Here is a 14160-nt window from a genome sequence, read left to right as displayed (position 1 = left end):
TCCCGACTTTCCCGGGGCGTACGCGACCACGGAGAGTAGACGACCGGAAAAGCGCCGTTGTGATCGATCACACATGCGAGCGTCGGCGCACCCTTCCGAAAATTCCGCGCAAAGCGAACATCGGTGGAAGTCGGCGGGACGATCGACGGAATGATCTCAGATGGGCAGCGTGACTCGCATCACGAGCCCGCCTCCCTCGCGCGGCTGGGCGTAGATGTGCCCGCCGTGCGCCCGGGCCACGGAGCGGACGATGGACAGGCCCAGGCCGACGCCCTTGTCGCTGCCCGTGCGCTCCGTGCGCAGCCGCCGGAACGGCTCGAAGATGTTGTCGACCTCGTACGCCGGCACGACCGGGCCGGTGTTGGAGACGACCAGGACCGCCCGGCCGTGCTGCGCCTCGGTGGTGACCTCGACCCAGCCGCCCTCGGGGACGTTGTAGCGCACGGCGTTCTGCACGAGGTTCAGGGCGATCCGCTCCAGCAGCACGCCGTTGCCCTGGACGACCACGGGCTGCCGCTCGCCGCGGATCTCCACGCCCTTGGCCTCCGCCTCGGCCCGCACCTGGTCGATGGCCTGCGAGGCGACCTCGGCGAGGTCGACCGGCTTGCGCTCGACGATCTGGTTGTCGCTGCGGGCGAGCAGCAGCAGGCCCTCGACGAGCTGCTCGCTGCGTTCGTTGGTGGCCAGCAGCGTCTTGCCGAGCTGCTGCAGTTCCACCGGGGCGCCGGGATCGGACAGATGGACCTCGAGGAGCGTGCGGTTGATCGCGAGCGGGGTGCGCAGCTCGTGCGAGGCGTTGCCGACGAAGCGCTGCTGGGCGGTGAAGGCGCGCTGCAGCCGCTCCAGCATGTCGTCGAAGGTGTCCGCGAGCTCCTTCAACTCGTCGTCCGGGCCGTCCAGCTCGATGCGGCGGGACAGGTCGGAGCCGGCCACCGCGCGCGCGGTGCGGGTGATCCGGCCCAGCGGCGACAGGACCCGGCCGGCCATCGCGTAGCCGAAGGCGAAGGCGATGACGGCGAGGCCGAGGAGGGCCAGCAGGGAGCGGCTGAGCAGGGTGTCCAGCGCGTGCTGGCGCTGTTCGTTCACACAGGCGCCCAGCGCCTCGTTGAGCTCGTCCGCGGGCAGCGGGGAGGGGCCCAGGTTGCAGGTCTTGCTGGACACCTGACCGGAGAGGATCTTGAAGGGCAGGTCGCTGCCCACGTTCAGGGCGCTCGCGGCGAGCAGGTAGATGATCGACAGCAGCAGGATGCCGGCGATCAGGAACATGCCGCCGTACAGCAGCGTGAGCCGTATCCGGATGGTCGGCCGCAGCCAGGGGAAGGGCTGCACCGGCCTGCGGGGGTCCCAGGTGGGCTTGGGGGGCGCCTGAGGGGGCGCGGGTGTCGTGGCCACGGGGGATCAGATCCGGTAGCCGGAGCCGGGGACGGTGACGATGACGGGCGGCTCGCCCAGCTTGCGGCGCAGGGTCATGACGGTGACCCGCACCACGTTGGTGAACGGGTCGGTGTTCTCGTCCCAGGCCTTCTCCAGGAGCTGCTCCGCGGAGACGACCGCGCCCTCGCTGCGCATGAGCACTTCGAGGACCGCGAACTCCTTGGGCGCGAGCTGGACCTCCCTGCCGTCGCGGAAGACCTCGCGGCGGTTGGGGTCGAGCTTGATCCCGGCGCGCTCCAGGACGGGCGGCAAGGGCACGCTCGTACGCCGCCCGAGGGCGCGCACGCGGGCGATGAGCTCGCTGAACGCGAAGGGCTTGGGCAGATAGTCGTCGGCGCCGATCTCCAGGCCCTCCACCCGGTCGCTGACGTCGCCGGAGGCGGTGAGCATCAGCACGCGCGTGGGCATGCCGAGCTCGACGATCCTGCGGCAGACGTCGTCGCCGTGCACGAGCGGGAGGTCGCGGTCGAGGACGACCACGTCGTAGTCGTTGACGCCGATGCGCTCCAGGGCGGCCGCACCGTCGTACACGACGTCGACGGCCATGGCCTCCCGGCGCAGTCCGGTGGCCACCGCATCGGCGAGCAGTTGCTCGTCCTCGACGACGAGTACGCGCACGTCGCTTGTCCTTCCTGTGTCCGCCCGCACGGCGGCGTGTGGGGCCGCGCGCGGGCGGGGTGTCCGTGGGTGTGTTGCCTCCATCCTGCACTTTTCGTCCGTAAGTCGGCTGTAAGGCGGGGGGAGGGGGCCGGGCCGGACGGACCCGGGAACCGGCGGCGGAGGAAATTCTCGGGCGGCCGAGGTTTCCGCGGGAGGGAGCAGGGGGAGGACGGGTTTACACCCCGCGATCACGCTCTGCATGTACCGCACCACCGCGCGGTGCACAGCACTCCGCTTTCCGCAGGGCGGGCGTGGATGTCCGGCACCGCCGCCGCCCGGCGGAGCGGCGCGCCGGGCGCCCACCGGAGACGTGATCGCCCCTCCCGAACCGGCACACCCCGTGCCACCGACCCACGACCCAGGACGAGGGGGCGCAGCATGGACGCTTTCACCGCAGGACTTCTGCAGCGCATAAGGGCGACCGAGTCCGACCTGTCGCGGGCTCGTGACGAGGGCGACGACTTCCTCGTCGAAGTGGAGCTGGCCGAGCTCGACGACCTGCGCCGCCTCGCCGCCGAGCACGGTGTGGAGGTCGGCGCGTCCGGCGTCTGATCGGCCCGACGGGACGGGGCCCCGGCGGATCCACCGCCGGGGCCCCGTCCCGTCGGGGGCGGCCGCCTCCACGCGCCGTCGGCCCCTCGCGGCCACCGGCCCGCTCCTCGTCGCGGCCCTCGCGCGGGCACGCGGGCCGACGCGGCGGCGCCGTCAGTCGTGCCAGGCGCCGAAGTCCTCCAGGAGCCGCTGGAGGGGCTCGAAGACGCCCGGTGTGCCCGCGACCGTCAGATCCCGCGACGGGCGCTCTCCGGGGCGTCCGCCGGTCAGCGCGCCCGCCTCCCGGGCGATGAGGTCGCCCGCGGCGAAGTCCCAGGCGTTCAGTCCGCGCTCGTAGTACCCGTCGAGGCGGCCCGCGGCGAGGTCGCACAGGTCGACCGCGGCCGAGCCGCCGCGCCGGATGTCGCGCAGCAGCGGGATCATCCTCCGCGCGACCTCGGCCTGGTGGGCGCGGACCTCGGCGACGTAGTTGAAGCCGGTGGAGACCAGGGCCTGGTCCAGCGGCGGCGCGGGGCGGCAGGCGAGCCGCCGCTCGCCGTCCCAGGCGCCGGTCGCCCAGGCTCCCCCGCCCCGGACCGCGTGGTAGGTCTCGCCGCGCATCGGGGCCGCGACCACGCCGACGACCGTCTCCCCGTCCCGCTCGGCGGCGATGGAGACGGCCCAGGTCGGCAGGCCGTAGAGGTAGTTCACCGTGCCGTCGAGCGGATCGATCACCCAGCGGATCCCGCTGGTGCCCTCGGTGGCGGCGCCCTCCTCGCCGAGGAAGCCGTCGTCCGGACGGCGGTCCGCGATCAGGCCGGTGATCAGTTTCTCCGCCGCGATGTCCATCTCGGTGACCACGTCGATCGGGCTGGACTTGGTGGCGGCGACCGCCAGGTCGGCCGGGCGGCCGTCCCGCAGCAGCTCGCCCGCGCGGCGGGCGGCCTCCCGGGCGAGCCCGAGCAGTTCCTCGTGCAGGGGGTCGGTCACGGGGCTCCTCACGCGTAGGGGCTGTCGGCGCCCGCGGCGGCGGGGCGCGGGGCGCGGGCCGGGCAGCAGCCCACCGGGCAGACGTCGTGGCTGGCGCCGAGCGTGCCCAGGGCGCACGGCGTGACGCGCTCCCCGCGCTCGGCGGCGGCCCGCTCCAGGACGAGCTCGCGGACCGCGGCGGCGAACCGCGGGTCGGCGCCGACGGTGGCCGAGCGGCGCACCGGCAGCCCCAGCTCCTCGGCCTTGGCCGTGGCCTCCGTGTCGAGGTCGTACAGGACCTCCATGTGGTCGGAGACGAAGCCGATCGGGGCCATGACGACGGCCGGGACGCCGGCCGCGTGCCGCTCCTCCAGGTGGTCGCAGATGTCGGGCTCCAGCCACGGGATGTGCGGGGCGCCGGAGCGGGACTGGTAGACGAGCTGCCAGGGGTGGTCGACGCCGGTGCGCTCGCGGACGGCGTCGGCGATCAGCCGCGCGACGTCCAGGTGCTGCCTGACGTAGGCGCCGCCGTCGCCGTGCTGCTCGACGGGGCCGGAGGTGTCCGCGGCGGAGTTCGGGATCGAGTGGGTCGTGAACGCGATGTGCGCGCCGTCCCGGACCTCCTCGGGAAGGTCGGCGAGGGACCGGATCACCCCGTCGATCATGGGCTCGACGAAGCCCGGGTGGTTGAAGTAGTGCCGCAGCTTGTCGATCCTGGGCGCCTCCAGGCCCTCCGCCTCCAGGGCGGCGAGCGCGTCGGCGAGGTTCTCGCGGTACTGGCGGCAGCCCGAGTAGGAGGCGTAGGCGCTGGTGGCGAGGACGAGGATGCGGCGGCGCCCGTCGCGGACCATGTCGCGCAGGGTGTCCGTCAGGTACGGGGCCCAGTTGCGGTTGCCCCAGTAGACCGGCAGGTCCAGGCCGTGGTCGGCGAAGTCCTTGCGCAGGGCGTCCAGCAGGGCGCGGTTCTGGTCGTTGATCGGGCTGACCCCGCCGAACAGGAAGTAGTGCCGGCCGACTTCCTTCAGGCGTTCCTTGGGGATGCCGCGCCCGCGGGTCACGTTCTCCAAGAACGGGACCACGTCGTCCGGACCTTCGGGGCCGCCGAACGAGAGCAGGAGCAGGGCGTCGTAGGGGGTGGCATGGAGCACGTCTGGCATGGCTCGATCCTGCCACCCGGCGCGGACAGCCGGGAAACGGCGGGTGCCGTGCCCCGCCTCCGGCCCCGGACCGGGAGTGCATTAGGGTTACCTAACCGGTAATCTGTATCGGCTGGGTTCACGCCTTACTCAGCTTGTTGCCGCACCCTGCCCCGGCCCGGTTCCAGCACGCCGGCCGGGAGCCCTTTGACCGCGCCGTACCGGACCCGCCGGAGAAGCCCGTGCCCAGCCCCTACCGCGCCCTGTTCGCCGCTCCCGGCTCCAAGGCCTTCTCCGCCGCGGGCTTCCTCGGCCGTATGCCGCTGTCGATGATGGGCATCGGCGTGGTGACGATGGTCTCCCAGCTGACCGGCCGCTACGGCCTCGCCGGCGCCCTGTCGGCGACCATCGCGCTCGCCGCCGCGGTGGCCGGCCCGCAGATCTCGCGCCTGGTGGACCAGTACGGGCAGCGGCGGGTGCTGCGCCCGGCGACGCTCGTCTCGCTCGTCGCCGCGGCCGGACTCCTGCTCACCGCGCACTACGGCTGGCCGGACTGGCTCCTGTTCGTGTGCTGCGTCGGCGTCGGCTGCGTGCCGAGCGTCGGCGCGATGATCCGGGCGCGCTGGGCGGCCCTGTACCGGGGCACCCCGCAGCTGCACACGGCGTACTCCTTCGAGTCCGTCGTCGACGAGATCTGCTTCATCTTCGGGCCGATCATCTCCATCGGCCTGTCCACGGCCTGGTTCCCGGAGGCCGGGCCGCTGCTGGCCGCCTGCTTCCTGGCGGCCGGCGTCTTCTGGCTGACCGCGCAGCGCGCCACCGAGCCCGAACCCCACCCGCGTGAGCGGCACGGCGGCGGTTCGGCGCTGCGCTCCCGGGGCCTGCAGGTGCTGGTGACCACCTTCGTGGCGACCGGGGCGATCTTCGGGGCGGTCGACGTGGTCACCGTCGCCTTCGCCGACGAGCGGGGCCACAAGGGCGCCGCGAGCGTCGTCCTGGCGGTGTACGCGGCCGGTTCCTGCGTGGCGGGGGCCGTGTTCGGGCTGCTGCGTTTCACGGGAGCGCCCGAGTACCGCTGGTTGCTGGGCGTCTGCGCGATGGGCGTGAGTATGATCCCCCTCCTACTGGTCGGGAACCTGCCGTTTCTGGCCGTGGCACTCTTCGTCGCGGGCCTGTCGATCGCTCCCACGATGATCACGACGATGTCCCTCATCGAAGAGCACGTACCACGCGCGCAGCTGACCGAGGGCATGACCTGGGTGAGCACCGGGCTCGCGGTCGGGGTCGCGGTCGGCTCCTCCGCGGCCGGCTGGGTGATCGACGCGGCCGGGGCGCGCGCCGGGTACGGGGTCCCGGCGGTGGCCGGGGGCGTCGCGGTCGTGGTCGGTTTCCTCGGGTACCGCCGGCTCAAGCGGCCGGCTCCGGGTCGGGGAGGCACCGTTGAGCAGCACGGCGAGCGGGACGAACGGCACGTGGCGTAACTGGGGCGGCAATGTCCGCGCGCGTCCCGCGCGGGAGGTCGCTCCCGCCTCCGTCGACGAACTGGCCGAGGCCGTGCGCAGGGCCGCCGAGGACGGGCTGAGGGTGAAGGCCGTCGGCACCGGGCACTCCTTCACGTCCGTGGCCGCCACCGACGGAGTGCTGATACGCCCCCACCTGCTGACCGGCATACGCGGCATCGACCGGGCGGCCATGACGGTCACGGTCGAGGCCGGAACCCCGCTCAAGCGGCTCAACAGGGCCCTCGCGCGCGAGGGCCTGTCGCTGACGAACATGGGCGACATCATGGAGCAGACGGTCTCCGGGGCCACCAGTACCGGCACGCACGGCACGGGCCGCGAGTCCGGCTCGATCGCCGCCCAGATCAGGGCCCTGGAGCTGGTCACGGCGGACGGCTCCGTGCTCACCTGCTCCCCGAGGGAGAACCCGGAGGTCTTCGCGGCCGCCCGCATCGGCCTGGGCGCCCTGGGCGTGGTCAGCGCGATCACCTTCGCCGTGGAGCCGGTCTTCCTGCTCACGGCCCGCGAGGAGCCGATGCCGCTGGAGCGGGTCCTCGCCGACTTCGACGCCCTGTGGGCCGAGAACGAGCACTTCGAGTTCTACTGGTTCCCCCACACCGGCAACACCAACACCAAACGCAACAACCGCAGTGCGGGCCCCGAGCGGCCGCTGGGGCGGGCCAGGGCCTGGTTCGAGGACGAGTTCCTCTCCAACGGCGCCTTCGAGGTGGTCAGCCGGGTGGGCCGCGCGGTGCCCGCCGCGGTGCCCGCGATCGCGCGGGTCTCCAGCAGGGCCCTGTCCGCGCGGACCTACACCGACATCCCCTACAAGGTCTTCACCTCGCCCCGCCGGGTGCGCTTCGTGGAGATGGAGTACGCCGTTCCGCGCGAGGCCCTGGTCGGCGCGGTGCGGGAGCTGAAGGCGCTGGTCGACCGCTCGTCCCTGCGGATCGGCTTCCCCGTCGAGGTGCGCACCGCCCCGGCCGACGACATCCCGCTCTCCACGGCCTCGGGCCGGGACAGCGCGTACATCGCCGTCCACATGTTCAGGGGCACGCCCTACCGGGCGTACTTCACCGCCGCCGAGCGCATCTTCACCGCGCACGGGGGACGGCCGCACTGGGGCAAGGTGCACACCCGGGACGCCGCGTACCTCTCCCGGGTGTACCCCCGCTTCGGCGAGTTCACGGCGCTGCGGGACCGTCTCGACCCGGACCGGCGGTTCCAGAACGACTATCTGCGGAGGGTTCTGGGGCCGTAGCCGGCGCGCTCGGGGCCGGGCTCGACGCGGTGCCGCCGCCGGAGTCGCCGCCCGCGTCCCGGCTTCCGGTGGGGCTCGGCGCCGGGCTCGACGCGGTGCCGCCGCCCGGGGAGGCACCGTCCGGCGGGGCGGTGCCGCCGGTCCCGGACGGGGTGCCGGACGGGGTGGCCGTCGGCGCCTCGTCATCGGCGTCCGGATCCGCGGGGGACGCGGAGCCGGCGGGATCGCCGGAGCCGTCGGAGCCTCCCGGCTCCCCGGAACGCGAGGGGGACGCTCCGGGACCGGAGAGCACGCCGCCGACGGTCGTGCTCCGCCCGCCGTCGAGGCTGCGGCCCGACGCCAGTTCGTACGCGGTGATCGCGGTCATCGTGACGCCGAAGACCAGGAGCACGGCGAGCACCGGCCGTTTCCGGCCACCGGTCCGGGCGCGGTGGACGGTCCCCTCGGTGAACTCGCCCGGCGCGGGCGGCGCCTGCGTCCCGGGCCGTCCGGGGGCCGCGGCGGCGTCCCGGAACTGCTCGCCGGTGCGTCCGAGGAGGTGCTGGAAGAGCGTGCCGCCGCAGGTGGCGATCGCGCTGACCACGCCGGCTCCGAGGATCGTGCCGTAGACGCCGAAGCAGGAGGCGAGTCCGGCGGCCACCACCGCCGCCAGGGCGCTGCCCGCCACCTGCGGCACGCTCAGGTCGATCCGCTTCCTCTCCGCCTCCCGCGGACCGCTCGTCCCGTCGACGACATCGGGTCTTTCACGCATCCCTGGACCTTGCCCGCCTTCCCGTACCTGATCGGTCATTTCGACTTGATCGATGACGCGATCAGTCAACTGTGCAAGAAAGGGACGTACAAACGAAACCATTAGTTCCGTTTCTGGTGATTGCGTGAAATTCACCACGGCGGAGATCGAGGAGTTCGCGCCACGGCGGCCAAGTCGCCCCCCTTGCCGGAAGTCGGGCGGCGTGCCAATCCACGCACGTGGCCCGAATGGAGTACTGTTGCGAGCCCTGGGTCCGGTCTCCCGTCAGGGTGCGCAGGACCCGAACGGACCGCCGGAAGGGGGCTAGGTGCACAGGGTGACGGAGTTGGTCACTTAGCGTGGCGAACAGGTAACCGTGCCATAACGGCGATCCAGGGCCCGCGCCCGACACGCCGGGCAACTCGGCAAGGTTGTGGCAGGCTGCACCCGGGCAGGCCACACTCGACTAGCGGAAGCAGCGACGCACGTGACGTCGGCAGGCACCACCCGGGAGGTCCCCATGCCCGAACTGCGTGTCGTGGCCGTCTCGAATGACGGCACACGGCTGGTGCTGAAGGCTGCGGACTCAACGGAGTACACGCTTCCGATCGACGAACGCCTCCGCGCCGCCGTACGCGGCGACCGTCCCCGCCTCGGCCAGATCGAGATCGAGGTGGAGAGCCATCTCCGCCCCCGTGACATCCAGGCACGGATACGTGCGGGCGCGACGGCGGAGGAAGTCGCCCAGATGGCCGGCATCCCCGTCGATCGCGTACGCCGTTTCGAGGGCCCCGTGCTGGCCGAGCGCGCCTTCATGGCCGAGCGGGCCCGCAAGACCCCGGTCCGCCGCCCCGGCGAGAACTCCGGCCCGCCGCTCGGCGAGGCCGTCCAGGAGCGGCTGCTGCTGCGCGGCGCCGAGAAGGACACCGTCCAGTGGGACTCCTGGCGCCGCGACGACGGCACCTGGGAAGTCCTGCTGGTCTACCGCGTCGCGGGCGAACCGCACTCGGCGAGCTGGACGTACGACCCGCCCCGGCGGCTGGTCCAGGCCGTCGACGACGAGGCGCGCGCGCTGATCGGCGAGTCCGACGACCTCGCCGCGCCGGAGCCCAGCTTTCCGTTCGTGCCGCGCATCGCCCGGCTGCCGCGCGAGCGGACGCTGGACCGGTCCCACGACCGGGAGCGGCCGACCCTGCCGGCGCAGAGCCCCGAGCCGGCCGAGGAGAGCACGGACGAACGGGACTCGCTGACCAGCCTGCTGGAGGCGGTGCCGAACTTCCGGGGCGATCTGGTGGTCCCCGAGCGCTCCCCGGAGTCCGTGGAGGAGCCCGACGAGGAGGCCGTGGAGGAGGAGCCCCCGGCGCCCGCCGCCTCGGCCGGTGCCGCCTACGCCGACGTGCTCATGCCGCGCTCCGTCGGCAGCCACCGCGACCGGCTCGTCGGCGCCACCGACCGCCAGGCCGAGGCCGACGGCGTCCGCCCGGGCCGCCGGGCGGCCGTCCCGAGCTGGGACGAGATCGTCTTCGGGACGCGCCGCAAGAAGCAGGAGTAGAGGACCGTACGAGGACGAGGGCCCGCGCCGTCGGGTACGGGCCCCCACGCCGTCCTGCGCGGCGCCCGCTCCCGCGGACCGGGGCCGGCCCGCGTCGCGCGCGGCGCCGCCCGCCGTGGTCCGGATGCCGGCCCGCGCACCACGCCGTACGCGGCACCGGCTACCGCGGATCGGGCCCCACCGCGACCGGTCGCGACGGGTCCGCCGACCACTCCGACCACGAGCCCACGTACAGCGCGGCCGGAAGGCCCGCCACGGCCAGCGCCAGCACCTCGTGCGCCGCGGAGACGCCCGACCCGCAGTACACGCCGACCTCCGTGCCGCCGGACACCCCCAGTTCCCGGAAACGCGCGCGGAGTTCCTCCGCGGGCCGGAACCGCCCGTCCGCCCCCACGTTGTCGGTCGTCGGCGCGGAGACGGCACCCGGGATGTGGCCCCCGACCGGGTCGATCGGCTCCACCTCGCCCCGGTACCGCTCCCCCGCGCGCGCGTCGAGCAGCACCCCGGACCGCGCCAGCGCCGCCGCCCCGTCGGCGTCCAGCAGCCCGGTGGCCCCCGGCGCCGGCTCGAAGTCCCCCTCGGCGGGCGTCGGCACCGACGTCTCCAGGGGCCCCTCCCAGGCCGTCAACCCGCCGTCGAGAACCCTCACGTCCGGGTGGCCCGTCCAGCGCAGCAGCCACCAGGCGCGGGCCGCCGCCCAGCCCTGCCCGCCGTCGTACACGACCACCGGCCTCCCGGACGACACGCCCGCCCGGCGCATCGCGGCGCCGAACTCGGCGACGTCGGGCAGCGGATGCCGTCCGCCCGCGCCGGGCGGGGAGGCCAGTTCCCGGTCCAGGTCGACGAAGACCGCCCCGGGGATGTGCCCGGCCCCGTACGCGGCGCGGCCGTCGAACGACGGCTCCCCGGCCGCCTTGGGGACGCTCAACTGCCAGCGGACGTCGAGCAGGACGGGCGGGTTGCCGCCCGCCAGAGCGCTCGCGAGTTCGGATGCGGAGATGATGGCGTTCATGGCCACCATCCTCGCGCACGGGGTGGCCGACTCGTCCGTCTCCGGCTACTCTGCCCGCCGGGCGACTCCGGTCACCGTGAGTACGGGACCGGGCACACACCGTACAGCCGACCGGCATCCGCCGGCCATGGCGCGGAGACGGGCCCGGAACCCCGCGGCAGGCATCCCCCGAGCGGGGCCCGTCCCGCGGGGCGCGCCGGAGGCCCGCCGCGCCACGGCCGGCACGAGCATCGGCACGGGGGCGCGCGGAGCGGAAGCGACACGGCCACCGCTGAGAGGCCGAGGAGAGAGTGACCATGACCGACGCACGGGGGCCGGTCCGCCCGGACGGCGAGCAGCAGGCCCGGCACGCGCCCGGCACGCCCTGCTGGGTGAGCCTGACGGTGCGCGGACCGGCCGCGGCCCAGGAGTTCTACGGGGCGCTGTTCGGCTGGGAGTTCCGGGCGGGCCCCCAGCGGCTCGGCCCCTACCTGCGGGCCCTGCTCGACGGTCATGAGGTGGCCGGCCTCGGCCGCCTGCCCCCGGGCCGGCGCCCGCCGATCGCCTGGACGCCCTACTTCGCCTCGGCCGAGGTGGACGTGACCGCCGGGAGGGCACGGCTGTGCGGCGGCACGATCGGGGTGGGCCCGCTGGACATCCCCGGCGCGGGGCGTCTGGCGATCTGCTCGGACCCGGCCGGCGCGGTCTTCGGCATCCGGTGGGCGGCGCCCCGCCTCGGCCCGTCCGCCACGGGCGTGCCCGGCGCCCCCGCCTGGAACGAGCTGCTGACCTTCGAGGCCGAGAGCGTCGCCAAGTTCTACCGGACGGTGTTCGGCTTCGAGCAGGAGCCGGTGGTCCGCGCCGATCCCGACTACGTGACCCTCCACCTGGACGGCCGCCCCGTCGCCGGGATCCGCGGCGTGGGCGACGCCCTGCCCCGCGACCGGGGTCCGCACTGGATGACGTACTTCGAGGTGACCGACGCGGACGACGCCGTGGCACGCCTCGTCCACCTGGGCGGCCACGTCCTCGGGCCGCTCCGGGACGGCGCCCGCGGGCGGGTGGTCCCGGTGGCGGACCCGGAGGGGGCGCGGTTCTCGCTGCTGCAGCGTCCCGAGGCCGGCCCCGCGGATCGCCCGGGAGGGTGAAACCGGCCGGTCCCTTCGACCGTGGCCCGGGTGGCTCGCTCGCTGCCTCGGCGGGGCGTCCCGGCCTCACCGCCCTCCCAGCCCCGGGGCGCGCCGGCGGAAGGGGGAGCACCGGCAGGCGCCGGGGCAGCGGGGCCGCCGGGATGCCTGTCGGCGAGGGGGACCGCAGAGGTCGGCGCGGCTCCTGCCGTGCGGAAGGACCGGTGGCCCTGGCTGTCGCCTTCCTCATGGGCAGGCGACTTGTGGACGCGTCAGATCGCCAGCCGGTCACCTGGCACGCGCCGTGCGCTCCGCGCCCGTCCGGTCCGCGCCGGGCGGTCCGGGCGGGTTCACCGCCGGGACCGTGCCGGGAACGCGTACTCCGCCCAGACGGTCTTGCCGGGACCGTCCGGGCACGGGTGCCAGTCCCAGCGGGCCGCGAGCCGCGACACGAGGAGCAGCCCGCGGCCGGCCTCCTCGGGACCGGCCGCGTCCTCCGGTACGGCGGGGCGGCGGGGGTGGCGTTCGGCGCGGGTGTCGGTGACCTCGACGCGTACGGTGCGACCGTCGGGGGCGGCGTGCAGGCGGAGGAGGAAATCCCGGCCGGGGACGTGACCGTGGCGCACGGCGTTCGAGGTGAGCTCGGCGACGATCAGCACGATCGCGTCGTGCGGGTCGGTGCCGTACGGGACGCCCCCCGCGTCCAGGCGGACGGCGGCGAGGCGGCGGGCGAGGCGGGCTCCGCGGGGCGTGGAGGTGAAGCGCATCTCGAAGGTGAGGTCCGGTGGCGAGGGTGCCTTCGAGGGGGCGCTGGGGGCGGCGGGCCGGGTGGTGCCGACGGGATCGGCGGGTTTCGTCGTCATGCCCCTCACACTCCCGTCGGTCGCGCAGCGTCACCATCGGTGACGCGGTGACAGGGAGCGGTTGTACGCGCACCGTCCGCACGAGTACGAGCCGCGTGCCGTGACGGCGTCCCTCGCGGGGGCGTTGAACGAGGAGAGGCGGTGGATCATGGCGGAGCGCGAGGACGCGGTGGCGGGGGCCGAGGCGGTTCCCGGGGAGCGCGGCGACGGCTGGGCGGGAGCGTTCGTGAGCCTCGGGGACGGCTGGGACCATGGCGACGGAGCCGGGCGGCGGCCGGCGGACGAGGCGGGAAAAGGGGTCGTCGTCGCGTTCGGGCAGACCATGAAGACGCTGCGGCTGCGGGAGGGGCTGGAGCGCGAGGAGTTCGGGCGGCGGCTCGGGTACTCGGCGTCCACGATCGCGTCGTTCGAGCAGGGGCGGCGGATTCCGTCGCCGAGGACGATCGAGCGGGCCGACGAGGTGCTGGGGGCGGGCGGGTTGCTGTGCCTGTGGAAGGAGCAGGTGGAGCGGGCCCAGTATCCGGTGTTCTTCCAGGGGATGGCGGCTCTGGAGAAGGAGGCCGTCGAGCTGCTCTCGTACGACACCCTCGTGGTCAAGGGCCTGCTTCAGACCGAGGAGTACATGAGAGCGCTGCTGAGGATGCGGCGTCCGGTCCTGGACCCGGAGACCATCGAGCAGCGGGTGGCGGCACGGCTGATTCGGCAGGACATCTTCGACCGCTGGCCCGCGCCATTGCTGAGCTTCGTGATGGACGAGTCGGTGTTGCGGCGTCCGTACGGCGGAAGGGACGTGTTGCGCGGGCAGTTGGAGCACCTGCTCCTGGTCGGCCGGAAACCGAACGTCGTCATCCAGATCATGCCTCTCTCCTGTGAGGAGAGTGCGGGCGTGGACGGGCCGTTCACGATCGTCACGCGCAAGGACGGCAAGAGGTTCGTGTACGCCGAGGCCCAGGGAACCAGCGCTCTCCAGACGGACCCGGAACAGACGACTCTCACTGCCGCTCGCTATGGAATCATCCGATCACAGGCTCTCACCTCGCGAGAGTCACTGGAGTTCATCGAAGGGGTGCTGAGGTCACTATGAACAACGCCGAGTCCTCGACCGCCGCGTCCGGCCTCGCCTGGTTCAAGAGCAGTTACAGCGGAGCCGAGGGCGGCGATTGTGTGGAGGTCGCACCCGGTACGGCAGTCGTACACCTCCGTGACTCCAAGGCCGTCGCCGGGCCCGTCGTCACGGTGTCGCGTGCGGCGTGGGCGGGGTTCGTCGGGCTGGCCTCGTCGGAGCGGTGCGTCTGACGCTCGTACGGTCGCGGGGGGCCCCCCCGCCCCCGGGCCGGGGGGGGGGGGCCCCCCGCCCGGCCGGCGGGGCGCCCGCCCCCCGCCCCCCCCCGGCGCCCGGGGCCCCCC

General features: G+C 74.0%; 14 protein-coding genes. 7 read left to right on the top strand and 7 right to left on the bottom strand.

The features are described 5' to 3' along the window. Positions 1-156: 156 nt before the first annotated feature. Together ACIBAI_RS14675 and ACIBAI_RS14670 are read right to left on the bottom strand one after the other, a co-directional pair. Positions 157-1392 carry a sensor histidine kinase gene (locus ACIBAI_RS14675; protein WP_399034158.1) on the bottom strand — a complete coding sequence of 412 codons (1236 nt, stop codon included), beginning with the start codon at positions 1390-1392 and terminating at the stop codon, positions 157-159. A 6-nt stretch (positions 1393-1398) separates the two neighbouring features. After that, positions 1399-2052: a response regulator transcription factor gene (locus ACIBAI_RS14670; RefSeq protein WP_004982445.1), complete on the bottom strand. Its 654-nt coding sequence runs from the start codon at positions 2050-2052 to the stop codon at positions 1399-1401. Between the two features lie 420 nt (positions 2053-2472). On the opposite strand from ACIBAI_RS14670, the gene ACIBAI_RS14665 reads away from it, so the two are divergent. Next, positions 2473-2646, top strand: a complete 174-nt coding sequence (locus tag ACIBAI_RS14665; RefSeq protein WP_399034156.1) for a hypothetical protein — start codon at positions 2473-2475, stop codon at positions 2644-2646. Positions 2647-2799: 153 nt separating this feature from the next. On the opposite strand, the gene ACIBAI_RS14660 is transcribed toward ACIBAI_RS14665, so the two are convergent. Together ACIBAI_RS14660 and ACIBAI_RS14655 are read right to left on the bottom strand one after the other, a co-directional pair. Beyond that, the gene (locus ACIBAI_RS14660) at positions 2800-3615 is read right to left on the bottom strand and encodes an inositol monophosphatase family protein (protein ID WP_399034154.1); all 816 of its coding nucleotides are present in this window, start codon (positions 3613-3615) and stop codon (positions 2800-2802) included. 8 nt (positions 3616-3623) lie between these two features. Next, on the bottom strand, positions 3624-4751 hold the full coding sequence (locus tag ACIBAI_RS14655) for a ferrochelatase (RefSeq protein ID WP_399034151.1): 1128 nt from the start codon (positions 4749-4751) through the stop codon (positions 3624-3626). Between the two features lie 221 nt (positions 4752-4972). On the opposite strand from ACIBAI_RS14655, the gene ACIBAI_RS14650 reads away from it, so the two are divergent. Next, positions 4973-6211, top strand: a complete 1239-nt coding sequence (locus tag ACIBAI_RS14650) for an MFS transporter (RefSeq protein WP_399034149.1) — start codon at positions 4973-4975, stop codon at positions 6209-6211. After that, entirely contained in the window at positions 6171-7490 is a 1320-nt protein-coding gene (locus ACIBAI_RS14645; protein WP_399034147.1) for a D-arabinono-1,4-lactone oxidase, read from the top strand. Before ACIBAI_RS14650 ends, ACIBAI_RS14645 begins: the two co-directional genes overlap by 41 nt. Here ACIBAI_RS14645 and ACIBAI_RS14640 read toward each other — a convergent pair. Beyond that, positions 7414-8241, bottom strand: coding sequence for a hypothetical protein (locus tag ACIBAI_RS14640; protein WP_399034145.1), 828 nt, complete (start codon positions 8239-8241; stop codon positions 7414-7416). The genes ACIBAI_RS14645 and ACIBAI_RS14640 overlap by 77 nt on opposite strands. Before the next feature lie 499 nt (positions 8242-8740). On the opposite strand from ACIBAI_RS14640, the gene sepH reads away from it, so the two are divergent. Further along, positions 8741-9772: a septation protein SepH gene (gene sepH, locus ACIBAI_RS14635; RefSeq protein ID WP_344602450.1), complete on the top strand. Its 1032-nt coding sequence runs from the start codon at positions 8741-8743 to the stop codon at positions 9770-9772. Between the two features lie 160 nt (positions 9773-9932). On the opposite strand, the gene ACIBAI_RS14630 is transcribed toward sepH, so the two are convergent. Next, entirely contained in the window at positions 9933-10784 is an 852-nt protein-coding gene (locus ACIBAI_RS14630) for a sulfurtransferase (RefSeq protein WP_399034143.1), read from the bottom strand. Between the two features lie 296 nt (positions 10785-11080). Here ACIBAI_RS14630 and ACIBAI_RS14625 point away from each other — a divergent pair, with 296 nt between their 5' ends. Then, positions 11081-11911, top strand: a complete 831-nt coding sequence (locus tag ACIBAI_RS14625; protein WP_399034142.1) for a VOC family protein — start codon at positions 11081-11083, stop codon at positions 11909-11911. A gap of 329 nt (positions 11912-12240) precedes the next feature. On the opposite strand, the gene ACIBAI_RS14620 is transcribed toward ACIBAI_RS14625, so the two are convergent. After that, entirely contained in the window at positions 12241-12753 is a 513-nt protein-coding gene (locus ACIBAI_RS14620) for an ATP-binding protein (RefSeq protein ID WP_399034141.1), read from the bottom strand. A gap of 148 nt (positions 12754-12901) precedes the next feature. Here ACIBAI_RS14620 and ACIBAI_RS14615 point away from each other — a divergent pair, with 148 nt between their 5' ends. Together ACIBAI_RS14615 and ACIBAI_RS14610 are read left to right on the top strand one after the other, a co-directional pair. Next, positions 12902-13837, top strand: coding sequence for a helix-turn-helix domain-containing protein (locus tag ACIBAI_RS14615; protein WP_399034421.1), 936 nt, complete (start codon positions 12902-12904; stop codon positions 13835-13837). After that, positions 13834-14049, top strand: coding sequence for a DUF397 domain-containing protein (locus ACIBAI_RS14610; RefSeq protein ID WP_399034139.1), 216 nt, complete (start codon positions 13834-13836; stop codon positions 14047-14049). Before ACIBAI_RS14615 ends, ACIBAI_RS14610 begins: the two co-directional genes overlap by 4 nt. Positions 14050-14160: the final 111 nt, after the last annotated feature.

The sequence above is a fragment of the Streptomyces sp. NPDC051041 genome, from assembly GCF_044456065.1.
In the GTDB taxonomy this organism is placed as follows: domain Bacteria; phylum Actinomycetota; class Actinomycetes; order Streptomycetales; family Streptomycetaceae; genus Streptomyces; species Streptomyces glaucus.
This window is presented reverse-complemented; position numbering and strand designations above follow the sequence as displayed.

Excerpts from the sequence above, each read along its gene's own strand:
- ACIBAI_RS14665 (WP_399034156.1), top strand. The coding sequence starts at position 2,473 with ATGGACGCTTTCACCGCAGGACTTCTGCAGCGCATAAGGGCGACCGAG.
- ACIBAI_RS14655 (WP_399034151.1), bottom strand. The coding sequence starts at position 4,751 with ATGCCAGACGTGCTCCATGCCACCCCCTACGACGCCCTGCTCCTGCTC.
- ACIBAI_RS14640 (WP_399034145.1), bottom strand. The coding sequence starts at position 8,241 with ATGCGTGAAAGACCCGATGTCGTCGACGGGACGAGCGGTCCGCGGGAG.
- sepH (WP_344602450.1), top strand. The coding sequence starts at position 8,741 with ATGCCCGAACTGCGTGTCGTGGCCGTCTCGAATGACGGCACACGGCTG.
- ACIBAI_RS14630 (WP_399034143.1), bottom strand. The coding sequence starts at position 10,784 with ATGAACGCCATCATCTCCGCATCCGAACTCGCGAGCGCTCTGGCGGGC.
- ACIBAI_RS14625 (WP_399034142.1), top strand. The coding sequence starts at position 11,081 with ATGACCGACGCACGGGGGCCGGTCCGCCCGGACGGCGAGCAGCAGGCC.
- ACIBAI_RS14620 (WP_399034141.1), bottom strand. The coding sequence starts at position 12,753 with ATGACGACGAAACCCGCCGATCCCGTCGGCACCACCCGGCCCGCCGCC.
- ACIBAI_RS14615 (WP_399034421.1), top strand. The coding sequence starts at position 12,902 with ATGGCGGAGCGCGAGGACGCGGTGGCGGGGGCCGAGGCGGTTCCCGGG.
- ACIBAI_RS14610 (WP_399034139.1), top strand. The coding sequence starts at position 13,834 with ATGAACAACGCCGAGTCCTCGACCGCCGCGTCCGGCCTCGCCTGGTTC.